At 72.2% G+C, this 22,110-nt stretch carries 21 protein-coding genes and 1 tRNA gene; 13 read left to right on the top strand and 9 right to left on the bottom strand.

Going from position 1 to position 22,110, the window contains the following annotated elements:
- The 5 genes from C1I92_RS08960 (at position 1) to C1I92_RS08940 (ending at position 6,746) form a co-directional block, all read left to right on the top strand.
- Positions 1-927, top strand: a complete 927-nt coding sequence (locus tag C1I92_RS08960; protein WP_199521084.1) for a carbohydrate ABC transporter permease — start codon at positions 1-3, stop codon at positions 925-927.
- The gene (locus C1I92_RS08955; RefSeq protein WP_111254324.1) at positions 924-1,748 is read left to right on the top strand and encodes a carbohydrate ABC transporter permease; all 825 of its coding nucleotides are present in this window, start codon (positions 924-926) and stop codon (positions 1,746-1,748) included. Before C1I92_RS08960 ends, C1I92_RS08955 begins: the two co-directional genes overlap by 4 nt.
- Positions 1,749-1,750: 2 nt before the next feature.
- A complete protein-coding gene (locus tag C1I92_RS08950; RefSeq protein WP_111254323.1) occupies positions 1,751-3,817 on the top strand; it encodes a hypothetical protein in 2,067 nt (688 codons plus the stop codon).
- A complete protein-coding gene (locus C1I92_RS08945) occupies positions 3,804-5,759 on the top strand; it encodes a glycoside hydrolase 5 family protein (protein WP_199521083.1) in 1,956 nt (651 codons plus the stop codon). Before C1I92_RS08950 ends, C1I92_RS08945 begins: the two co-directional genes overlap by 14 nt.
- A 153-nt stretch (positions 5,760-5,912) precedes the next feature.
- Positions 5,913-6,746 carry a SigB/SigF/SigG family RNA polymerase sigma factor gene (locus C1I92_RS08940; protein WP_111254322.1) on the top strand — a complete coding sequence of 278 codons (834 nt, stop codon included), beginning with the start codon at positions 5,913-5,915 and terminating at the stop codon, positions 6,744-6,746.
- A 261-nt stretch (positions 6,747-7,007) separates the two neighbouring features.
- Here the strand turns inward: C1I92_RS08940 and thrS are convergent, their stop codons facing one another.
- The gene (gene thrS, locus C1I92_RS08935) at positions 7,008-8,255 is read right to left on the bottom strand and encodes a threonine--tRNA ligase (RefSeq protein WP_267896727.1); all 1,248 of its coding nucleotides are present in this window, start codon (positions 8,253-8,255) and stop codon (positions 7,008-7,010) included.
- A gap of 210 nt (positions 8,256-8,465) precedes the next feature.
- On the opposite strand from thrS, the gene C1I92_RS08930 reads away from it, so the two are divergent.
- Positions 8,466-9,047 (top strand): NADPH-dependent FMN reductase, encoded by a 582-nt coding sequence (locus C1I92_RS08930; protein WP_111254320.1) that lies wholly within the window; start codon positions 8,466-8,468, stop codon positions 9,045-9,047.
- Here C1I92_RS08930 and C1I92_RS08925 read toward each other — a convergent pair.
- Positions 8,989-9,912: an AraC family transcriptional regulator gene (locus tag C1I92_RS08925; RefSeq protein WP_111254319.1), complete on the bottom strand. Its 924-nt coding sequence runs from the start codon at positions 9,910-9,912 to the stop codon at positions 8,989-8,991. The genes C1I92_RS08930 and C1I92_RS08925 overlap by 59 nt on opposite strands.
- Before the next feature lie 114 nt (positions 9,913-10,026).
- Between C1I92_RS08925 and C1I92_RS08920 the strand changes: the two genes are divergently transcribed.
- Positions 10,027-10,596 carry an NADPH-dependent FMN reductase gene (locus tag C1I92_RS08920; protein WP_111254318.1) on the top strand — a complete coding sequence of 190 codons (570 nt, stop codon included), beginning with the start codon at positions 10,027-10,029 and terminating at the stop codon, positions 10,594-10,596.
- 3 nt (positions 10,597-10,599) lie between these two features.
- On the opposite strand, the gene C1I92_RS08915 is transcribed toward C1I92_RS08920, so the two are convergent.
- Positions 10,600-11,844, bottom strand: coding sequence for an MFS transporter (locus C1I92_RS08915; RefSeq protein ID WP_111254317.1), 1,245 nt, complete (start codon positions 11,842-11,844; stop codon positions 10,600-10,602).
- Between the two features lie 182 nt (positions 11,845-12,026).
- On the opposite strand from C1I92_RS08915, the gene ykgO reads away from it, so the two are divergent.
- From ykgO to C1I92_RS08900, 3 genes are read left to right on the top strand one after another with little or no spacing between them, the layout of a single operon-like run.
- A complete protein-coding gene (gene ykgO / locus C1I92_RS08910; protein WP_111254316.1) occupies positions 12,027-12,149 on the top strand; it encodes a type B 50S ribosomal protein L36 in 123 nt (40 codons plus the stop codon).
- A gap of 30 nt (positions 12,150-12,179) precedes the next feature.
- Positions 12,180-12,344 carry a 50S ribosomal protein L33 gene (rpmG, locus tag C1I92_RS08905; RefSeq protein ID WP_111254315.1) on the top strand — a complete coding sequence of 55 codons (165 nt, stop codon included), beginning with the start codon at positions 12,180-12,182 and terminating at the stop codon, positions 12,342-12,344.
- Positions 12,345-12,382: 38 nt separating this feature from the next.
- Positions 12,383-12,976, top strand: coding sequence for a DUF1707 SHOCT-like domain-containing protein (locus tag C1I92_RS08900; RefSeq protein WP_111254314.1), 594 nt, complete (start codon positions 12,383-12,385; stop codon positions 12,974-12,976).
- A 15-nt stretch (positions 12,977-12,991) separates the two neighbouring features.
- Here C1I92_RS08900 and C1I92_RS08895 read toward each other — a convergent pair whose 3' ends face one another.
- From C1I92_RS08895 to C1I92_RS08885, 3 genes are all read right to left on the bottom strand, one after another.
- Positions 12,992-13,462: a GNAT family N-acetyltransferase gene (locus C1I92_RS08895; protein ID WP_111254313.1), complete on the bottom strand. Its 471-nt coding sequence runs from the start codon at positions 13,460-13,462 to the stop codon at positions 12,992-12,994.
- A 93-nt stretch (positions 13,463-13,555) separates the two neighbouring features.
- Entirely contained in the window at positions 13,556-15,568 is a 2,013-nt protein-coding gene (locus C1I92_RS08890; protein WP_146605067.1) for an NHL repeat-containing protein, read from the bottom strand.
- A gap of 431 nt (positions 15,569-15,999) precedes the next feature.
- Positions 16,000-16,073: transfer RNA gene (locus C1I92_RS08885), tRNA-Leu, on the bottom strand.
- A 67-nt stretch (positions 16,074-16,140) separates the two neighbouring features.
- Between C1I92_RS08885 and C1I92_RS08880 the strand changes: the two genes are divergently transcribed.
- The 3 genes from C1I92_RS08880 (at position 16,141) to C1I92_RS08870 (ending at position 19,327) form a co-directional block, all read left to right on the top strand.
- Positions 16,141-16,752 (top strand): ANTAR domain-containing response regulator, encoded by a 612-nt coding sequence (locus C1I92_RS08880; protein WP_233506896.1) that lies wholly within the window; start codon positions 16,141-16,143, stop codon positions 16,750-16,752.
- Between the two features lies 1 nt (position 16,753).
- The gene (locus C1I92_RS08875) at positions 16,754-17,896 is read left to right on the top strand and encodes an ABC transporter substrate-binding protein (RefSeq protein WP_111254311.1); all 1,143 of its coding nucleotides are present in this window, start codon (positions 16,754-16,756) and stop codon (positions 17,894-17,896) included.
- A 144-nt stretch (positions 17,897-18,040) separates the two neighbouring features.
- Positions 18,041-19,327, top strand: coding sequence for an ABC transporter substrate-binding protein (locus C1I92_RS08870; RefSeq protein WP_111254310.1), 1,287 nt, complete (start codon positions 18,041-18,043; stop codon positions 19,325-19,327).
- A 71-nt stretch (positions 19,328-19,398) separates the two neighbouring features.
- Here C1I92_RS08870 and C1I92_RS08865 read toward each other — a convergent pair whose 3' ends face one another.
- The 3 genes from C1I92_RS08865 to C1I92_RS08855 are packed head-to-tail and all read right to left on the bottom strand — an operon-like array spanning position 19,399 to position 22,107.
- Positions 19,399-20,178 carry an ABC transporter ATP-binding protein gene (locus C1I92_RS08865; RefSeq protein ID WP_111254309.1) on the bottom strand — a complete coding sequence of 260 codons (780 nt, stop codon included), beginning with the start codon at positions 20,176-20,178 and terminating at the stop codon, positions 19,399-19,401.
- Positions 20,175-21,128, bottom strand: coding sequence for an ABC transporter ATP-binding protein (locus C1I92_RS08860; protein WP_111254308.1), 954 nt, complete (start codon positions 21,126-21,128; stop codon positions 20,175-20,177). The genes C1I92_RS08865 and C1I92_RS08860 overlap by 4 nt, the downstream gene beginning before the upstream one ends.
- Positions 21,118-22,107, bottom strand: a complete 990-nt coding sequence (locus C1I92_RS08855) for a branched-chain amino acid ABC transporter permease (RefSeq protein ID WP_111254307.1) — start codon at positions 22,105-22,107, stop codon at positions 21,118-21,120. The genes C1I92_RS08860 and C1I92_RS08855 overlap by 11 nt, the downstream gene beginning before the upstream one ends.
- Positions 22,108-22,110: the final 3 nt, after the last annotated feature.

Below are 22,110 nucleotides of genomic sequence, written 5' to 3'. Positions count from 1 at the left end.
GTGACCACGCTGGTACAGGCGCCGCCGGGCGCACCGGGGCCGGCCCGGCGGGCCGAGCGCAGATCGCGTCACCGGGACACCCCGATGATCTTCGCGATGCCGGCGTTCCTCTGGTACCTGGTGTTCCTGGTCGGCCCGCTGGCCAGCGTCTTCGTCGTCAGCCTCACCAACGCGACCACACTGATCGCGCCGCGCGAGTTCGTCGGCCTGGAGAACTTCCGGACGATGTTCGGCGACGACGTGTTCTGGATGGCGGTGCGCAACACCGCCGTCCAGGTCGGCGTGGTGGTGCCGGTCATGGTGGTGCTCGGGTTCATGCTCGGCTACTACCTGTTCCTGCGGCCGCCGCTGGCCGGGCTGCTGCGGATCCTGTTCTTCACCTCCGCGCTGCTGTCGGTGGCCACCAAGGCGATGGTGTTCTACGCGATCCTCGCCCCGGACGGCCTGGTCAACCAGGGTCTGGAGACGATCGGGCTGGAGACGCTGGCGCGCAACTGGCTGGCCGACCCGGCCACCACGCTGCCGGTGATCATGGCCGTCGACCTGTGGTCCGGGGTCGGCTTCCTGGCCGTCCTGTTCGGCGCGCAGCTCACCGCGCTGCCGGCCGACGTCATCGAGGCCTCCCGCATCGACGGGTGCGGCCACTGGAGGTCGATGTGGCACGTCGCGTACGGGATGATCCGCGGCTTCGTCGGGATCGTGGCGATGCTGCAGTACCTGTGGACGCTGTTCCTGTCCGCGGCGACGGTGCTGCTGCTGACGTCGGGCGGGCCGGGCACCAGTTCGGTGACGCTGTCGTACCTCGTGTACAGCAAGGCGTTCCAGCAGTCCGACATCGGCTACAGCCAGGCGGTCGGCGTGGTGCTGTTCGTGCTCGGGCTGGCCGGAGCCGTCGCCATCCGCTCGGCGCTGCGGAGCCGGGTATGAGGCGCCCCGGGCTGCTGGTCAGCCACGTCCTCGTCTGGGTGTACGCGCTGCTGCTCGCGCTGCCGCTCTACTACCTGCTGATGTCGTCGTTCAAGGACAACACCGAGATCTTCACCAACGCGTTCGGCCTGCCCGAGAGCTGGTCGTTCGAGAACTACCGGCTGGCCTGGGAGTACGTCTCGCTGGGCAAGGGGCTGACGAACTCGGCGCTGGTGACGGTGGCCGCGATCGCGCTGGCGCTGGTGGTCGTCGTCCCGGCCGCGTACGCGCTGGCGACGAACTCCGGCCGGCTCGGGAAGCTCGTCGAGCGGTCGCTGGCGCTGGGCTTCCTGATCCCCGGGTTCGCCGCGCTGGTGCCGACGGTGCTGCTGGCGATCTGGCTGGACCTCTACCAGACCCGCACGTTCCTGGTGCTCTACTACGTCGGGACGTCGGTGCCGCTGTCGGTCGTGCTGATCACCCAGTACATGCGCACGATCCCGCGCGAGCTGGAGGAGAGCGCCCGGCTCGACGGCGCCAACCGGCTGCAGGTGCTGCTGCGCATCTACGCGCCGCTGGCGATGCCGGCCGTCGCGACCGTGATGCTGCTGACCTTCATCAACATCTGGAACGAGTACCTGATCGCGCTGGTCGTGGCCGGCCCGTCGACCGACGTGCGGACGGCGCAGGTCGCGCTGCCGACGCTGGTGACGAACGTGTCGGCCGAATACGGCCTGCTGACGGCCGGCACCGTGATCACGCTGCTGCCGATCTACGCCGCCTACCTGCTGCTGCGCCGCCGGATGGAGAACGCGCTGGTGACAGGGGCCATGAAGGGATGAGGGTGGAGCACTCGCTCGCGGTGGCCCGGCATGGCCACGTCCTGTCCGTCGACCTGTCGACCGGGTTCGCGCAGCTCGGGGAGGTGTGGTCCGGGACGCTGTACCCGTCGCTGTGGGCGGTGCTGCCGGACGGTTCCCACACGTTCCTCTCTGCGCACGGGACGTCGGTGGACGGTGGCCGCGTGACGCTGTCGCTGGGTGCGGCCGGCTCCGGCGAGGCCGAGTGGACCGAGACCGAGTCGGGTCTCGACCTCGCGTCGCTGTCGCTGTCGCTGGACCTGGCCGACGGCGTGCGGATCGTCGACCTGTGGTTCGGCGCGTCGCCGCTGGCGCCCGAGCAGCGGGCGGCGGCGCCCGCGGACGTCCCGTACTGGCCGGACTGGCGGGCCGGCGGCGTGTGCGTGCCGAGCGGCCGGCCGGCACCGGCGGCCAGCTTCTTCCGCAGCTGGGACCTCGGCCAGGCGACCGTGCCGCTGGGGGCGTTCGGCCCGGCCGTCGGAGCCCCGTACGCGGCGGCGTTCCCGCGGCCGCTCTACGCGGCGGCGTTCGGCGACGACCGCGGCTGGCTACTGGCCGGCGCGGGCTCTGTCCCGGACGCGGCGCTGACGCTGGAGGCGCGGTCGGCGAACTTCGGGCTGCGCTGGTCGTACCGCGAGGACCTGTGGGGCGCTCCCGGCGGCGTCCGGACGTGGACCGCGCCGCTGCGCCTGACCTGGGGTGACACCGCGTGGGATGCCTACGATCGGTACTTCGCCTCGTTCCCGCGGCCCGACCGGACGCGGTCGCCACGGGCCGCGCTGAGCGTCTGGAACACGTGGGGTGACTTCCGGTCCGGGACGCACGACCTGCCGGGGGCGGCGCGCGTCGCCCGCGACCTGGAGTGCGAGGCGCTCGTCCTGGACGACCAGTGGGAGACCATGGTGTCCAGCGGCGTGCCGCACCTGGGCCGGTTCCCGGACTTCGCCGCCGACCTCGACGCGGCCCGCGCCGACGGGCTCGCGGTCGGGTTCTGGCAGTCGGTCGGCTGGATCGACGACCCGGCCGCCGTCGGCCTCACCGACGACGACCTGCTGCGCGGCGCCGACGGCCGGCCGCGCCGGGCCAACTGGGCGCAGGACCCACGCGACCCGGCGCAGCACTGGTGCCTGGACCCCAGCTCACCGCGGACGCGGGCGTTCCTGGCCCAGCGGACCGAGGCGCTGGTGCGCGACCAGCGCCCGGCGATCCTCAAGCTGGACTTCGGCTACGGCCTGCCCGGCCCGGACGTCGCCGTGCCGGCCGACCCGGCCCTGCGCGGCGAGCGGCTGAGCCAGGAGCTGCACCGCATCGTCGCCGAGGCGGCCCGGCGCGCCGACCCGGACGTCGCGATCCTGGTCTACGGGCTGCACCCGCTGCACCTCGCGCTGGCCGACGTCGTCGCGATGGACGACATGGGCGACCACGGCGCGGCGCACGAGGGCGCCGGGCACCGGCACTGGAGCGTGTGGGCGGCGCTGGCCGGCGGCGTCGGCGTCACCGTCAACGGGTCCAGCGGCTACGACTGGGCACAGGACGACGAGGTGCTGCTGGACACGGCGGTGCTGGGGGTGCCGGGCGCGGTGCTGCCGTCCTCCAGCGACGTGCGGGCGCTGGCCCGGCGGCGGGCGCTGAACCGCTGGCACCGTCGCACCGCGTCGTGGCGGCCGCTGTGGCTGAGCTCGTCCGTCGGGTCGCTCGCCGCCGAACCGGACGTGCGCTCCTGGGGCCGGCTGGAGGACGGCGTGCTGACGGCGCTGTGCCTGCGTGACGGCGCCGCGCCGGCCGGCGTCGAGTACACCGGCCGCTGGGCGGTCGTCGCGCTGGACGACGTGGATCTGAGCGCGCCGGCGGCCGGCCGGGTCGCCGTCGTTCCGATCGGCGCCGGGACGCTGCGGCTGCCCTGTGCCCGTCCGCCCGTGGCCGTCTCGCAGTGGCGCGAGGGCCGCGCCGCCGCCGTCGACCCGAGCTGGGCCGACGGCGTCCTGGACCTCACCTCGACCGATCCCGGCCTGGACGCCGGACTGGAGGGCTGGATCGTTGAGCACGCCTGATCCCGGCACGATCGCGCGGCCGAGCCCGCGCCTGGCCGGCGCCACCTGGCTGGGCGCGAACTACTGGTCCGCGGCCGGCGGGCCGTTCATGTGGCGCGACTACGACGACGCCGTCGTGCGCCGCGAGCTGCGGGTGCTGCGCGAGCACGGCCTGGAGCTGACCCGGTCGTTCCTGTTCTGGCCGGACTTCCAGCCCGCGCCCGACGTCGTCGACGACGCGTTCTGCGGGCGCTACCAGCGCTTCCTCGACACCTGCGCCGACGAAGGCGTGCGGACCATCCCGACGTTCCTCGTCGGGCACATGTCCGGCGAGGACTGGGACGTCGCATGGCGGCACGGGCGCGACCTCTACACCGACGGGTTCATGCTCGGCCAGCAGGCGTTCTTCATCGCCGAGACGGTGCGCCGGTTCGGCTCGTCGCCGGCGATCGCCGGGTGGCTGATCTCGAACGAGTTCACCAACTACGCCGGCACGGCCGAGCCGGACGACGTGCGGGCGTGGGCGATCGTGTGCACGCAGGCCGTCCGGGCCGGCGGGTCGTCGCTGCCGGTGTCGCTGGGTGACGGCGCGTGGACGAAGGAGCTGTACGGGACCGACAACGGGTTCCGGCTGCGCCGCCAGCTCGACCTCGTCGACTTCGCCGGCCCGCACAGCTACCCGATGGGCAACGACCAGGCCCGGGTGCACTGGGCGGCGGCGCTGGCCTGCGAGCTGTCGCACTTCGGCCCGCCGGTCGTGCTGGAGGAGTTCGGTGTGCCGAACGCGCTCAGCTCCGAGGCCAACGCCGCACACTTCTACCGGCAGGCGCTGCACTCGTCGCTGCTGGCCGGCGCGACCGGCTGGATCGCCTGGAACAACACCGACTTCGACCTGACCGCGCAGGACCCGTACCGGCATCACCCGTTCGAGCTGGGCTTCGGGCTGACGCTGCCGGACGGCACGCCGAAGGCGCCGCTGCGTGAGCTGGCGGCGTTCCGGTCGGTGCTCGACGCGGTCGACGTGGCGGGCTGCCGGCGCACCGACACGGCGACGGCCATCGTGCTCCCGTCGTACCTCGATCTGCATCCGCGCATCCCGGACGCCGACCGGCGCTGCATCACGCCGATCACCGAGCATGCCTATCTCGCGGCGAAGGTCGCGGATCTCGCACCGGCGGTGGTGCGGGAGGAGTCGCTGGACCCGGGGGAGCGGCCGCGGCTGGTGCTGGTCCCGTCGAACAAGCTGCTGACGGCGCCGGCGTTCGACCTGCTGGAGGACTGGGCCCGGGCCGGCAGCCATGTGTACCTGTCCTGGTTCGCCGGCGTGAGCGGCGCGCACCGCGGCTCCTGGTGGCCCGACGTCGACGGCGTCACCGGAGCACGGCACACGCTGCGCTACGGCCTGCGCGAGGAGGTCGACGACGTCGTCGAGTGGCGGTTCGAGGCCGGCCTCGGCGACCTGGCGGCGGGGACGACGCTCGCCTTTCCGTTCGCCGGGACCGACCAGGCGCGGGCGATGCTGCCGCTGGCCGAGCCGTCGCCCGACGCCGGCACCGTCGTGCTGGCCCGGGACCAGCGCGGCCGCCCGGCGCTGCTGCGCCGCACGGTCGGCGACGGCGCGGTCTACGTCGGCACGTACCCGGTCGAGTACTTCGGCTCCGCTCGGCCCGACGCCCACCGTGACGACGTCGTGCACCGGCTGTACCGGGCCCTCGCCCACGCGGCCGGCGCCGCTCCCGCCGTCACCGTCGACGATGCCCGCGTGGTCGTCGACGGTCTCACCCACGAGAGCGGCCGCCGTTACGTCTGGCTGGTCAACCTCTCGGCCGACGAGGTCACGGCCGGGTGCCGGGTGCCCGCGGGCCACCGGCTGACCAGCGTCCTGGACCGGGCCGACCTCACCACGAAGGTGACGCTGCCGTCGTTCGGGGTGGTGGTGGCCGAGCTCGTCGCGTCGTCGTGAGCGGCCGGACGGATGTGGCCGTATCGGTTGACATCGGGCCGGAAATGCGAGTGGATTGAATTCTCACAAGGCTCGGGATGACCATGACATCCCTGGCCTGGAGCCCGTGGTCAGACAGCGTGCCACCTGCTTCGGATGCGAAGGGGTGTGCGTATGCCGACTCTGCAAGAGCGCCGCGAGCACGACGAGCTCACCAACGATCTGCTCCGCCGGGCCGCCCGGCTGTCCGGTCCCGACCGTCAACGGGCCATCCAGGACGTCGTCGTCCGCAACCTGGGGCTGGCTGAGGCGATCAGCCGGCGCTACCTGGGTCGAGGCGTCGACGCGGAGGACCTCACCCAGGTGGCCAGCGCCGGGCTGGTCGCCGCCGCCCAGCGCTTCGACGCCGACCGCGGCGACGACTTCGTCTCGTTCGCCGTCCCGACCATCGTCGGCGAGGTGAAACGCTACTTTCGCGACCACGCGTGGTCGGTCCGTCCACCCCGGCGGGTCCAGGAGCTCCGCTCGGCGATGAGCGCGGCGGCGGAGGAGATCTCGCAGACCCGCGGGACCCTCCCGAGCCCCGCCGAGCTCGCGGCCCACCTCGGCGCCGACCTCACGGACGTCCTCGAGGCCACCCGCGCCGCCGACTGCTACGCCACGGTCTCCCTGGATCACCCCGCCCTCGACTCCGACGGCGACGGCGCCACCCTCGGCGACCTCCTCGGCGTCTCCGACCCCGCCTACCTCCGCGTCGAGGCCGTGCTGACCATGGCCGCCGCCTGCCGCACGCTCACCGAGCGCGAGCGCCGCATCCTCTACCTGCGCTACTTCCGCGGCTGCACCCAGCAAGAGATCGGCGATGAGCTCGGCGTCACCCAGATGCAGGTCTCGCGGCTCATCATCCGCATCCTCCGCCGCCTGAAGAAGAAGATCGACACCCTGGAACAGAGCACAGCAAGCGACCAGACAGCGGCCAGCGAACACAGAGGACAGCGAAGCCGGTAGCCAACAAAAGAAAGCCCACAAGCGAACCGCAAGCGGCCAACGAACCAAAAGCCCAGCGAGCCCGAGAGCCAGGGCCCCTTCTCCGGGTGGCCCCCTCCGAGTCTTGCCCCCGGTCTCGGGATCACGGGTCAAGTCCAAGCGCCGCCAGGGCGCGCGGACTTGAGGCGTGGTCCCGAGACCGGACAATGGGCAAGCGAGGGGGGCACCCGAACGTGGCGAACCCAACCAACGAGAGCCCGGCGCACGAGAACCCCGGCATCGTCACCAGAGCTCCGCCGACCGGCCACCGACCCGCGCGGCGATCCGCGCCACCGCCTCTACAACAGCCAGCGGTTCGAGCCGCCCGCCGTCACGCAGCCGGAGCGCGACCTCGTCATCCGCCGCCTCCCGCGGGCCGACGACGGCGACGTACGGCGCCAGCCTGGCGGCGTGCACGCGGGCGCCGACGCTGCCGTCGTCCGCCCCGGAGATCTCCGCCCGCAGTCCGGCGTCGAGGCAGCGCGCCAGCACAGCCTCGGCCGCGGCGGACTGCCCGGCAGCGACCGGCACGATCGCCACCTGCACCGGCGCCAGCCAGGCCGGGAACGCGCCGCCGTGCACCTCGATCAGCTGCGCGACCGCCCGCTCCAGGCTGCCGACGATGCTGCGGTGCACGATCACCGGCCGGTGCCGTTCGCCGTCGGCGCCGACGTACTCCAGGCCGAACCGCTCCGGCAGGTGGAAGTCGATCTGGACGGTGGACAGGGTCGACTCGCGGCCGGCCGCGTCGACGATCTGCACGTCGATCTTGGGACCGTAGAACGCCGCCTCGCCCTCCTCCGCCTCGTACGAGAGGCCCGACACGGCCAGCGCCTCGACCAGCAGCTCGGCCGAGCGCTCCCACGCCGCGGACGAGCCCGCGTACTTGCCGCCGGGGCCGGGCAGCGACAGCCGGACCCGGGCCGGCTCGATGCCCATCGCCGCGTAGGCGTCGCGGATCAGCGCGAGCGCGGCGGCCGCCTCCTGCGCGGCGGCGTCGACCGGGCAGAAGATGTGCGCGTCGTTGAGCTGGATGGCCCGCACCCTGGTCAGCCCGCCGAGCACGCCGGACGCCTCGGCGCGGTACATGCCGCCGAGCTCGGCGATCCGCAGCGGCAGCTCGCGGTACGAGCGGCCGCGGGAGCGGTAGATCAGCGCGTGGTGCGGGCAGAGGCTCGGCCGCAGCACGAGCTCCTCGCCGCCGGCTGGCATCGGCGCGAACATGTCGTCGCGGTAGTGCGACCAGTGGCCGGACAGCTCGTACAGCTCGCGCTTGGCCAGGACGGGGGAGTGGACGTGCTGGTAGCCGGCCCGTCGCTCGACGGCGTGGACGTACTCCTCCAGCGCGTGGCGGACGGCAGCGCCGGCCGGCAGCCAGTACGGCAGGCCGGCGCCGATCAGCGGGTCGGAGCCGAACAGCTCCAGCTCGCGGCCGAGCTTGCGATGGTCGTGCATCGTGGTCTCCTCAGGTGTTCGAGGCGAGTGGACCACGCGGCGGCGCTCCGGGGCACTCGCCCCGGGCGTCGGTGGACAGGAATCAGCGCGCCGGGACCGTCTCCGGCGTCGTCGTCACGTCAGCGCGCTGCATGCGGCCGACGGTAACATCCGGCGGCCGCGGCTCGCGCGCGAGTTTTCGCGTCCCGCTAAATCCTACTGAGTTGATAGGATAAAGCCTCGCCGCCGCCCGACCGAGGAGCCGTCATGCCCGATCGCCCCGTCGACCTGGTGGTGCTGACGGCCGGGACGGCGCCGTCGTCGCGGATCCGGGCGGTCGCGGCGGCGTTCGCGGTCGAGCTGGCCGGCCGGCTGCCGCAGCCGCCGGTCTGGCGCGACGTCGTCGACCTGACGGCGTACGTGCCCGACCTCGTCGGCGTCCCGTCCGCGGGCGTCGCGCAGCTGGTCGACACGGTGATCGGCGCCGATGTCGTCGTGCTGGCGACGCCGGTCAGCCGGGCGTCGTACACCGGCGTCCTCAAGCTGTTCCTCGACCGGCTGCCCGACGCCGCGCTCGGCGGCACGGTCGTCGTCCCGGTGACGCTCTCGCGCACGCCGTCGGAGCGCCGAGCCGCCGACCTGCAGCTGCGCCCCGTCCTGGACAGCCTTGGCGCGGCCCTGCCGGTCGCGTCGTTCGTCGTCGACGAGGGTGAGCTGGCCGACGTCGCGGTGCTCGCCGACGCGTGGGCGGTGCGGCACGCGGGCCTGCTGGCTGCCGCCGTCACCGAGCTCAGGCGGCCGTCCGCTCGCTGCGATACCGGCCCGGCGGCCGGGCGTACTCACGCTTGAACGCGGCTGCGAACGCGAACTCCGAGGCGTAGCCGACACGGCGGGCGACGGCGCCGACCGGCAGGTCGGTCTCGGCCAGCAGCCGCGCCGCCGTCGTCATCCGCCACCAGGTCAGATAGGCCAGCGGCGCGGTGCCGACGAGCGCGCTGAACCGGCGCGCGAACGCCGCCCGCGACAGTCCCGCCACCGCGCCCAGCGACTCCACCGTCCACGGCCGCTCCGGGCTCGCATGGATGACGGCGAGCGCGGCGGCCACGGCGTCGTCGCTCAGTGCCGCGCCCCAGCCGGCCGTGTGCGTCCCCGCGCAGTCCGTCCCGCTGAACCAGGCCCGCAGCACGTACAGCAGCAGCACGTCGAGCAGGGCCGGCACGACGAGGTCGGACCCGGCCTCCGGCGCCTCGACCTCGCGGCCGAGCAGCTCGACCGCGGCGTGCAGCGACGGGTGCCGGCCGAGCCGGTTCGGCAGCAGCACGACGTCGGGGAGCGCGGCCAGCATCGGGTGCGGGCGGTCGCGGTCGAGCAGGTACTGCCCGCACAGCACCACGAGCTCGGGCGCGTCCGCCTGCGTCCCGGCGGCGAGGACCCGGTGCCCGGAATCGCCCTCGCACAGCTCGGTCAGCGGCGTCGACGGGCCGGAGGACAGCCCGTGCCCGGTGCCGTGCGGGAACAGGACGACGTCGCCGGCGCTGAGCCGGACCGGGTCGCCGGAGTCCGGGCGCAGCCAGCCCGATCCCTGCAGCACGACGTGGAAGGCCGCGCCGCGCACCTCCGGGTACCGCCAGCCCCACGTGCCGGCCGCCTGCAGCCGGAGCGAGTGCGGCCGTCCGGTCCGCATGACGGCGACGACCTGGCTCAAGGGGTCCACGCCGTCCAGCGTACGGCGATCGTCTCGCCTCGCCGCCGGCCGCGAGACGATCGCGCAGGACGGCGAGACGCGCGCCCATACCCCCGGCCGGGTTTCGTTCCTAGCGTCGAGGACATGACACGCATCGCGATCATCATCGGCAGCACCCGGCCCGACCGCGTCGGCCCGGCCGTCGCCCAGTGGCTCCTCGACCTGGCCAAACAGCGCGGCGACGCCGAGTACGAGCTGGTCGACCTCGCCGACTTCGACCTCCCGCACCTGGACGAGCCGCTGCCCGCGTCGACCGGCCAGTACTCCCGTCCGCACACGTTGCGGCTGGCTGAGACGGTCGCGGCGTTCGACGGGTTCGTCTTCGTGACGCCGGAGTACAACCACTCCTACCCGGGCGTGCTGAAGACCGCGATCGACCTCGTCTACGCCGAGTGGCGCCACAAGGCCGCCGGCTTCGTCGGTTACGGCGCCGACGGCGGCATCCGCGCGGTCGAGCACCTCCGCGGCGTCATGGGCATGCTCCTCGTCGCCGACGTCCGCGCTCAGGTCGCCCTCTCCCTCTACGACGACTTCGCCGACTTCGTCCGCCCGGCGCCGCGCGAGCGGCAGGCCGCGCTCGCCGCGACGATGCTCGACGAACTGGTCACCTGGGCCGGCGCGCTGGCACCGCTGCGCGCCGCGACCGTCGCATGATGCTCACGAGGCGGCCGCGGTGAGGTCGTCGACGTCGCGGACACGGCGCAGCGTCCACCACAGCGGCAGTGGCGTGAGCAGCGTCAGGACGCCGCACACCCAGAGCGTCGCCCGCGCCCCGGCCAGCTCGCCCAGCACACCGCCGGCCAGGCCGCCGAGCGGGAACGCGCCCATGATCAGCACCCGCATGGTGGCGTTGACCCGGCCGAGCAGCGCGTCGGGGGTGATCCGCTGGCGCAGGCTCACGCTGGCGATCGCGTAGACGACCTGGCCGGCCTCGCCCGCGCCGATCCCCACGACGAGGAACGCGATCGCCGTCCAGCCGGGCTCGGCCAGCGGCACCAGCAGGCCGGCCGGGCCGGTGACGACGAGGCACAGCCAGGCGATCCGGGCCGACCCCACCCTCCGCGACAGCCACGGCGTCACCGCCGCCGCGGCCATGACTGTCGCGGACCCGGCGGCAACGACGAGGCCGATCGCCGACGGGGGCAACTGCAGCGTCCGGGTCATGAAGATCATCGAGACCGCGGCGGCCACGGCGAAGCCGAAGTTGGCGACGGCGCTGGTCAGGGCCGTGGCACGGAGGGCGGGCGTGTGCCGGACGAAGGCGAGCCCGGCGCGGATCTCGGCGCGCAGGTGGGTGCGCGCGGTCCGTGACGGGGCCGGCTCGGGGGTGCGGATGGCGGCCAGCGCGATCGCCGACACGACGAACGTCACGGCCTGGACCAGCACGACGGCCGCGCCGCCGAGCAGGCCGGTCAGCCAGCCGCCCAGGCCCGGGCCGGCGAACTGACCCGACGCGCGGACGGTCTCCATGGCGGAGTTGCCGGCCAGCACCCGGTCGCGGCCGATCACGACCGGCAGGTAGCTCTGGTAGCCGATGTCGAAGAACACCCGGGCGACGCCGGTCAGCAGCGCGACCACGATCAGCTGGGTCATCGTCAGCACGCCCAGCACGGCGGCGAGCGGGACCGTGGCGAGCAACGCGGCGCGGGCGGCGTCGGCGGCGATCAGGATGGGGCGGCGGCGGGCGCGGTCGATCCAGGCGCCGGCGGGCAGGCCGATGACGGCGAACGCGAGCGTCGACGCCGCGGCCAGCAGCCCGGCCTCGAGGGCCGACGCGTCGAGCGTGAGGACGGCGAGCAGCGGGATCGCGATGCCGCTGACCTGAGCGCCGAACTGGCTCGTCGTCTGGCCGAGCAGAAGCAGGCGGAAGTCGCGCTGCCGGAGTGGGGAAGCGGTGGACACGAAGAAGCCTCCGTCGAGTCGGGCGGGCAGTGCCCCACCCGCCAGTCGACAGAGGCGTCGCTCAGGGGTGGGGAACGTTACCGGCCGCTCGGCGGAGGGGTCAAACCGCGCTGAGTCGAGGTGGGGAACAGCGGCGGCACTGAGGGTGTTATGAGAAGCGTTCTCAGAAGGAAGGTGTCGTCATGAAGGTCCGCAATTCGCTCCGGTCGGTGAAGAACCAGCCGGGCTCGCAGGTCGTGCGCAGGCGTGGCCGGTTGTTCGTCGTCAACAAGCAGAACCCGCGGCTGAAGGCCCGGCAGGGCTGACCGCCGTCCGAACCACCTGAAAGGACACCCATGGCTCGCACCGAACTGCGCCCCGTCGTGAAGCTCCGCTCGACGGCCGGCACCGGGTACACCTACGTCACCCGGAAGAACCGCCGCAACGACCCCGACCGGCTGGTGCTGCGCAAGTACGACCCGGTCGCGCAGCGGCACGTGGAGTTCCGCGAGGAGCGCTGACCCTCTGTGCGCCGGGCGGCGGGTCATAGGATCGCGCCATGGCCGATGACGACGCCGCCCGGCGCGCGCTGCAGCGGGTCTCCGACGCCGAGCGGGAGCAGGTCGCCGAGCGGGTCCGGGCGGCGGCCGCCGATGGGCGGCTGGGCCTGGACGAGCTGGACGAACGGCTCGGCTCGGCGCTGGCCGCGCGCACCCGCGGCGAGCTGGACGCCGTCATCGCCGATCTGGACGACGGCGTGGCGGCGCGCCCGGCGGGGGAGCCGGTGGCGATCCGCGCCCAGGGGTCGCCCGGGCAGCGCACCGGCCACTGGGTGGCGCCGGAGCGGCTCACCGTCACCGCGTCGATGTCGGCGGTCGTGCTCGACTTCACCGAGGCCGAGTTCGCCGGCCGCGGCTGCCACATCGAGGTGGACCTGTCCGCTTCGTCGCTGCAGCTGGTGGTGCCCGAGGATGTCGCGATCGAGGTCGACGTCGAGAGCCGGTTCTCCGCCGTCGACGTCAGGGTGCCGCCGCCGGCCGGTCCGCGTGCGGTCGTACAGGTCACAGGCGTGGCGAGCATGGGCTCGGTCAGCGCCCGGCGGCCGGGCTGGCGTCGTCGCCGGCAACTGCGCAAGGCGCTGCGGGCTCGTTGACTCAGACCGTCGCCGTCAGTCCAGCGTCAGGATCAGGTGCGGTCGGCTCCAGCCGATCCGCCCGTACGGCTCGATGACGCCGACGTCGCGGAAGCCGCAGCTGCGGTAGAACCCGGCCGACGGCGGGTGCGAGACGGCGTGCAGCCGGACCAGGCCGAGCTTCGCCGCCTCGCGCCGCAGGTCGTCGACGAGCAGCCGGCCGATGCCGCGGCCCTGCAGCCCGTCGGCGACGAACATGAAGTCGACCTCGCCCTCGCCGGGCCCGCCGCGCCCCGGGACCTGGAGCGTCGCGAACCCGAGCAGCTCGCCGTCCGGGCCGTGCGCGACCCGGACGACGTGCCGCTCGATGTACGCGGCGTCGATTGTCTGGTTCGCGACCATCGTCCGGTACTCGCCGGAGTAGGCGGCGGAGGTGCGGACCATCGTGGTCAGCGCGTCGGTCTCCGCGATCGTCGCCGGCGCGATGTCCACCTGCTGCGTGCTCATGTCGGCTCCTCTGGTACAGATACCCGGTAGGGGTACCTTAGCTACACCGCGGAGTGCGCGCAAGACCGGCGCCTGCCGGCCGGCCTGAGCCCCCTACAGCACGTCCATCCGCATCAGCCGAGGGCCGTTCGCCCAGTACAGGTACCCGTTGGCGTCGAAGGCCAGGGTCCGGTAGTAGCTGGTCGGCGTGGTGGCGAGCACCGTCGTCGTGTTCGTCACCGGGTCGATGGAGAAGATCGTGCTGCCGGTGTGGCCGTAGACCTTCCCGTCCGGCCCGTTGATCATGCCGAGCACCGGACCGTACGAGAAGCTCACCGACGACAAGATCGTGTTCGTCGCCGGGTCGTAGCGGAACAGCTGGCCGCTGTCGGTCGAGCCGTACAGGATGCCGTTGGACGCGTAGCACAGCGCGTAGAAGTAGTCCGACACGAAGTCGATGGCGGCGCTGAACTGCAGCGTCTGTGTCGCGATGTCCCAGACCCCGAACTGCTCGTAGCCGGTCGCGTTGACGCCGTCACCGTGTTTGGTGGTGCCCACGAAGACCTTCCCGCCGCCGGAGGCGATCGAGAAGATGTTGTGGTCGCCGAAGACGCCGCGCCAGGACTGGCTCGCGAACGGCGACGTCGTGTTCGTCGCGGTGATGGCGCCGGAGAGCTGGCCGTACTCGGCGCCGGTCGCGGTCCAGATGCGACCGTCGCTGCCGACCGTCATGTCCCAGGGGCGGCCCTGCTGGCTGCCGATCGCGCCGGTGAAGCGTGGGTTGCTGCCGGCGGACGAGCCGGGGTTCCACGGCAGCGCCGGGTCGTAGACGTTCATCGCCGCGCCGGTGTAGGCGCCGATGAACAGCTTGCCGTTCGCGCTGGCCATCGACAGGATCTCGCCGCCACCACCGGGGACCTTGCCGAGCACCGTCGTCGTCGTGTCGTAGCGGAACAGCGCGTTCGTCTCGTAGGTGCCGCCGTAGAGCTTGCCGTCCGGGCCCTGCGCGAGCGCGGTGATGGCGGTCGGGTGGCCGGGCAGGCTGAGCTGGTTCGTGACGACCTGGCCGGTGACCGGGTTCCAGCGGCCGAACATGCCCTTGGCGCCGACGCTGGCGATCCACTGCTGGCCGCCGATCGTCACGTAGTGCATCCGGCTGCCCAGCCACTGGCCGCCGGCGACCTGGAACGTGCACGTCTGGGTGACGAGGTCGTAGCGGATCAGGCCGGTGCTGCCGCCGCAGCTGCCCTGGCCGTAGACCTGGCTGCCGGTGATCGGCAGCGTCCAGGCGTTCGTCAGTCCTGGCAGCTCGCCGGCGAACGTCACAGTGCTGCCGCCGACGGTGTAGCGCAGGATCTTGGTGTCCGGCGTCACCAGCTGCACCAGGATGTCCGAGCCGGCGCGGTAGGCGTTGTAGGCGAAGGAGTAGCCGGCGTAGGCGGAGGGGAGCACCTCGGCGCGGGTGCCGGTGTCGAGGTTGACGACGGTGACCTTGGCCGGCGATCCGCCGCCGACGAGCACCGTCTTCGGACTCGACGACACCTCGGCGATGCCCTTCGGGTACGTCGATCCGCTGGACACCAGCCCCTTGTCGACCAGGTTGCCTGCCGTCGTGAACTCGTTCAGGTGCCCCGACGGATACCCGCCCACGTACATGCTGTTCCATGACGTCGCCGTGATGCCGAAGAAGAACGAGTAGGCCGGCTCCTGCTGGTACGCGGCGACGGAGACAGCGTCGGCCGCCGGGTCGTAGCGCCACAGCCGGCCGATCGAGTCCGAGGAGATCGTCGGCAGGAAGATCGAGCCGTCGCTGGCCCGCCGGGCGACGTGGTAGCCGCCGTAGGAGCCGGCCATCGACTTCTGTGTGGTGACGGTGCCGGTGGCGGGGTCGACGCCGAAGAAGACGACGCCGGGGCTGGCGCCGATCGCGTACGTGCTGCCGTACAGCCGGGGGTTCCCCAGGCTGTCGGTCCCGACCTCGACGTCGAGCACGCTGTAGTCGGTGACCGGCGTGCCGAGGTCCTCGATCGGCCCGAGCGCCACCGCCTCTTGCTGGCCCGGCCCGGCCAGCGTCGTCATGCCGAGCAGGATGGCCGCCACCGCGGCCGGAACGCGACGAATACCCATACTGACGAATGCTCGGCGACGGCCGGGCCGCCTGTGGGCCGCCTTCTTGCGCAACCCCGAGCCGATCTTGCTCTGCCGGGGGACTCGACTCGTGCGCCGACGATCCACGCCTCCCACCTCTGCCGGGCTTCCGCGGCAGCAATGAGGAAGGGCGACCCGGCGAGAGTGTGCTGCGTACGACAGGCGCATGCTGCGGGGCGAGAGGTTGCGGGATCAGCTCGAGTTGGACGCTGCCTCGGCCGTGCTGAGTCGCGGAGTGCGGGATTCGAGCGAGCACTTCGACGAACGCCAGGACGCGTGGGTCTTCGAGCTCGGCGCCGTAGGAGACGTTGCGGTTCTGCTCAGCCGCATGCCGACCGCACCACCCGAGCTTCGGTTGAGCGCGCCGTCCCGTCGGCCGGATGAGCCGGTGACTGCGGGAGGAGAAGGGGTAGCCCGGGCGGGACTCGAACCCGCAAACAACGCATTTTGAGTGCGCCGGCTTTGCCAATTTGCCTACCGGGCCGGGCTCTCGGCCACGACAGGGGCCTAGCCTACCTTTCTCCGTAACATGCGCCGAGTAGGCTTCCCGGGTGACCGAAACGCCTACGCCAGCCGCGCCCGCCCGACGTGTTCTCGTGGCCGAGGACGAGTCGCTCATCCGCCTCGACCTGATCGAGATGCTGGGTGAAGAGGGCTACGAGGTGGTGGGGGAGGCCGCGGACGGCGCGAGCGCCGTCCGGCTGGCCGAGGAGCACCGCCCCGACCTCGTCGTCATGGACGTGAAGATGCCGGTGCTCGACGGCATCTCCGCCGCGGCCCGCATCGTCGAGCAGCGCATCGCACCGGTGCTGATCCTGACCGCCTTCTCCCAGCGCGACCTCGTCGAACGGGCCAGGGACGCCGGCGCGATGGCGTACCTGGTGAAGCCGTTCAGCAAGGCCGACCTGGTGCCGGCCATCGAGATGGCGCTGTCCCGGCACGAGGAGCTCACCCAGCTCGAGAACGAGGTCGTCGACCTCAACGAGCGGCTCGAGACGCGCAAGCTGGTCGACCGGGCGAAGGGCCTGCTGCAGACCCGCTACGGGTTGAGCGAGCCCGACGCCTTCCGGTGGATCCAGAAGGCCGCCATGGACAAGCGCACGTCCATGCGCGAGGTGGCGAAGGTCGTCCTGTCCGAGTCCGAGGGCGAGCCGAAGAGCTGACATGTCGTTGCGTCGTGGCGCGGGGTGGGCCGCGCTGACGGCGGCCGCCGCACTGCTCCCGTCCTGCGGGATGGTCGGCGCCCTCGGGGACGAGGACGCCGGGGCACAGACGGCGACCGTCGGCGTGCTCGTGCCGCAGAGCGGCTGGCAGCAGGCCGACGGCGAGGGCGTCGTGGCCGCGGTGCGCACCGCGATCGAGGAGCGGGCCGGCGACATCGGCGGCTGGACGGTCGAGGTCGTCGCGGTCGACGAGGGCGAGAAGGGCGACGCCGCCGCGGAGGCGGTGACGGAACTGGCCGACGGCGACGCGGTCGCGGTGATCGGCGGGCTGACGACGCCGGGGGTGCGGGCCGCGCAGCCGATCCTCGACGACGAAGACGTGCTGTTCGTGTCGCCCGCCGACGTGGTGCCGGCGCACACGCTGGGCGCCGACCCGGCCGCGCCGCTGCGTCCGTACCGCTCCTACTACCGGACGGCGGTGGGCGCCGAGCCGCCGGCCGCGGCGCTGGCCCGCTACGCCGTCAGCGGCTTGGGCGCCGACACCGTCGCGGTGATCGACGGGGGCGACCCGGCCGAGGTGCGGGCGTTCACCGACGCCGTCGACGCGGCCGGCGGGGCGATCGTGGCCAGCGGGGCCGACGTCGCCGCCGTCGTCGCGCAGGCGAAGACCGAGGGCGCGACCGCCGTGTTCGTGGCCGGCGACCCGGAGGTCGCGGTCCAGGTGAGCGAGCAGGTGCGGACCGCCCGGCTGGAGGCGACCCTGCTCGGCGCCACGGCGTTCGGCGGCGAGTTCGCGGAGACGGGCCCGGACGGCGCCGTCCGGGCCGAGCCGGCTGAGCTGGACGCGACGGCGGGCATCCGCTCGGGCAGCCTGGCCGAGCAGACCGGCGTCGCGCTGGGCGAGTTCGGCGCCGCCGCCTACGACGCCGCGACGGCCGTCGGCACGGTGCTGGCGCGCTGCCTGCCGCCGGCCAGCTCGGCGTCGTCGGCGCGGAAGGGCTGCCTGGGCGAGCTGAGCGAGCTGGACTTCGCCGGCGCCACCGGAGAGGTGTCCTTCGACGAGTACGGCGACCGCAGCGGGGGCAGCGTCCGGTTCAGCGTCCTGCGGGACGATAGGTGGGAATCCGCCGCCGCCGACGGATGATGTGCAAGGTCACAGTGTCCTAACAAGATGATCCTGGTTGCGCACGACTACTGCGTTTGTCCCCTCCGGGGCATAGGTTTCGGAAATCATCGCAGACCCAACCGGCGCCAGGGGACGGCGCCGGCTCGGCGAAGGAGAAATCTCATGACCCGCACATCGCGACTGTGGCGGTCTCTTGCCGTCGCCGGAGCGGCCTCGCTCGTGCTGGCTGCTTGTGGTGGCGACGACGACGGCGGTTCGGACGACGAGTCGCCGGCCGCGACCGGCGACGGTGGTGAGCAGGCGACCAGCGAGGACCCGCTGCGCCTGGGCACCCTGCTCCCCGAGACCGGCAACCTCGCCTTCCTCGGCCCGCCGGAGTTCGCCGGCGTCGACCTGGCCATCCAGGAGATCAACGAGGCCGGTGGCGTCCTCGGACACGACGTCGAGGTCACGCACACCGACTCCAGCGACGCCAGCAACACGGCCGTCACCCAGCAGTCGACGGACTCGCTGCTCAACGCGGGTGTCGCGGCCATCATCGGCGCCGCTTCGTCGGGTGTGTCGTTCACGGTGCTCGACCGCATCGTCCAGGACGAGACCATCATGTTCTCGCCGGCCAACACCTCGCCCGACTTCACCACGTACAACGACGACGGGCTGTACTTCCGCACCGCGCCGTCCGACGTGCTGCAGGGCCAGGTGCTCGGCGACACGATCCTCGGTGACGGCCACGCCAACGTCGCGATCATGAACCTCGACGACGCCTACGGCAACGGCCTCGCGCAGTACCTCACCGAGACGCTCGAGAGCGGCGGCGGCACCGTCGCGGCGCAGATCGTGTACGACCCGCAGGCCTCGAACTACACGTCCGAGGTCAGCCAGATCGCCGCGGCCGCGCCTGACGCGATCGCGCTGATCGGCTTCGAGGAGACCGTCACGATCATCCCCGAGCTGGTCAACCAGAACATCGGCCCGCAGCAGATCCCGCTGTACTTCGTCGACGGCAACCTGTCGAACTACGGTGACCAGCTGCCCGCCGGCCTGCTCGACGGCAACAAGGGCACCCAGCCGGGCGCGGAGATCGGCGACGACTTCCGCAACCAGATGCTCGAGATCGACCCGGAGCTGCAGGACTTCAACTACGGCCCGGAGTCGTACGACGCGACGGTCCTGCTGGCGCTGGCGTCCATCGCAGCCGAGTCGGTCGAGAGCCGTGACATCGCCGACAACCTGGTCGACGTGTCCCGCGAGGGCACCGCGTGCACGACGTTCGAGGAGTGCGCCGGCCTGCTCGCCGACGGCGAGGACATCGACTACAACGGTGTCTCCGGCCCGATCGAGTTCACCGAGGCCGGTGACCCGGAGACGGCCACCATCGGCGTCTACCAGTACGGCCCGGACAACACGCTGACCCCGCTGGACTTCGTCGAGCGGACCATGTCGGAGTGAACTGAGCCAACGAGAAGGCCCCGCCGGGATCTCCCGGCGGGGCCTCTTTCGTTGCTGCGGTTGGACGACCGTCAGACGCGGGCCAGCGAGCCGAGGTAGAGCTCGATCACCTTGGGGTCGTTGATCAGCTCGCGGCCGGTGCCCGTGTAGGCGTTGCGGCCCTGGTCGAGCACGTAGCCGCGGTGGCAGATCTGCAGGCAGCGGCGGGCGTTCTGCTCGACGATGACGACCGAAACGCCGGCCCGGTTGATCTCGCGGGTGCGGATGAACACCTCGTCCTGAAGGACGGGGGAGAGGCCGGCCGACGGCTCGTCGAGCAGGATGACGCTGGGGTCGGCCATCAGGGCCCGGCCCATCGCCACCATCTGCCGCTCGCCGCCGGACAGCGAGCCGGCGCGCTGCTTGCGCCGGTCGCCGAGGGCGGGGAAGAGGTCGGTGACGAACGAGAACCGCTTGGCGAACGTCTTCGGGGCCTGGTAGACGCCCATCTCGAGGTTCTCCTCGACGGTCAGGCCGGGGAAGACGTTGTTCGTCTGCGGCACGAAGCTGACGCCGCGCGACACGAGCTCGTTGGCGGGCAGGTTGGTGATGTCCTCGCCCTTGAGCGTGACCGTGCCCGAGCGCACCCGCACCAGCCCGAACAGCGCCTTCAGCAGCGTCGACTTGCCGGCGCCGTTGGGGCCGATGATGCCGACGATCTCGCCCTGCTGGCAGTAGAGGTCGCTGCCGGTGAGGATGTTGACGCCCTCGACGTACCCGGCGACGACCTCGTCGGCGCGCAGGACGGCGCCCTCGGCGGCGTCCACGTGGACCGAGCGGTCGGCCGCGGTGGTGGTCTCGCGCTGGCTCATCGTCCGTCCCCCGTCTCGGCCGCGGCCGGCTCTTCCTCGGTCAGCGTGCCCGCCTCGAGCTCCTGTTCCAGCTCCGCCAGCGACTGGTCGTGGTGGGCGCCGAGGTAGGCGTCGATGACCTTGTGGTCGGACATGACGGTCTCCGGCGGGCCCTCGGCGAGGATCTTGCCCTGTCCCATGACGACCACCCAGTCGGCGATGTCGCGGACCATGTCCATGTCGTGCTCGACGAACAGCACCGTCATGCCCTGCTCGCGCAGGTTGGACACGTGCTGCAGCAGCGACTGGGTGAGCGCCGGGTTGACGCCGGCCATCGGCTCGTCGAGCATGACGAGCTCCGGCTCGACCATGAGCGCGCGGGCCATCTCGAGCAGCTTGCGCTGGCCGCCGGAGAGCGAGCCGGCGAAGTCGTCGCGCTTGGTGTCGAGCTTGAACCGGGCCAGCAGTTCCTCGGCCCGCTCGGTGATGGCGGTCTCCTGGGCGCGCCAGGTGAACGGCAGCATGGCGCGCCAGAACGACTCGCCGCGCTGGCCGGTGGCGCCCAGCCGCATGTTCTGGATGACCGTCAGCTTCGACAGCGCCTTGGTCAGCTGGAACGTGCGCACCATGCCGGCCCGGGCCACCTTGAACGGCGGCGTGCCGTGCAGCGACCGCCCGTTGAACGACCACGACCCGGAGTTGGCCCGGTCGAAGCCGGTGAGCAGGTTGAAGAACGTCGTCTTGCCGGCCCCGTTGGGGCCGATCAGGGCGGTGATGGAGCCGCGCTGGATCTCGACGTGGTCGACGTCGACGGCCAGCAGGCCGCCGAAGTGCCGCTTGACGTCGTCGGCGACGAGGATCGGGTCGGGCTTCTTGGCCCCCGGCTCGCGGGGGACGTCGGCCAGTGCGGCCACGGCGGCTTCGCGCTTGGCCGTCAGAGACGCCGAGGGCGTCAGGTCGTCAGCGGGCATCGAGCGCGATCTCCCTCCGGTCGCCGAGAATGCCCTGCGGGCGGAACACCAGCAGGAGCACCAGGACGACGCCGGTCAACATGAATCGTACGGCGCCGGTGTCGTTGGAATCCATCAGCCAGTCAGGGATGTACCCCTCGCCGATGGCGCCTCGCAGCGCGAGGTCGATGAACTGGAAGGAGAACCAGATGATCGCGGCGCCCAGCACCGGGCCGAACACGGTCGCCGCGCCGCCCAGGATCAGGATGGCGTAGGCGAAGAAGGTGAAGTTGGTGGCGTAGACGTCCGGCTGCATCGCGCCCTGGAACAGCGAGTAGACGATGCCGGCGAACGCGCCCATGACGCCGCCGATGACCAGCGACTGCATCTTGTAGGCGTAGACGTTCTTGCCGAGGCTGCGCACGGCGTCCTCGTCCTCGCGGATGGCCTTGAGCACGCGGCCCCACGGGCTGCGCATCAGCAGCCAGACGACCAGCGTGCAGATCGCCACCAGCGCCCAGCCGACCGCCAGCACCCACAGCACCCGCTCGCGGAACTCGAACGGGCCGAGCTCCAGTGGTTCGGTGAACGGGTTGAGGTCGTAGAACGCGCTGCTGAAGCCGGTGATGCCGTCGGAGCCGCCGAACACGTCGCGGCCCCACGCCGATCTGCCGACCAGCCGGACGATCTCGGACGCGGCGATGGTGACGATCGCGAGGTAGTCCGCGCGCAGCCGCAGCGTCGGGACGCCCAGCAGCAGGGCCAGCACGACCGCCGCCGCGACGGCGACCACCAGGCCGAGCCAGAACGACCAGCCGTACGTGGTGACGATGACGGCGACGCCGTACCCGCCGACGGCGGCGAATGCGGCCTGGCCGAAGTTGAGCAGGCCGGTGTAGCCGAACTGCACGTTGATGCCGATGGCGGCGAGGGCGAACACGATCGCCTGGACGCCGACCAGCTCGCGCAGCGACAGCTCGAGGATGTTTCCCCAGTCCATGGT

The organism is Jiangella anatolica, from assembly GCF_003236295.1.
GTDB classification, from domain to species: Bacteria; Actinomycetota; Actinomycetes; order Jiangellales; family Jiangellaceae; genus Jiangella; species Jiangella anatolica.
Note: the sequence above shows the minus strand (reverse complement) of the source record. Positions and strands in the feature narration are given on the sequence as shown.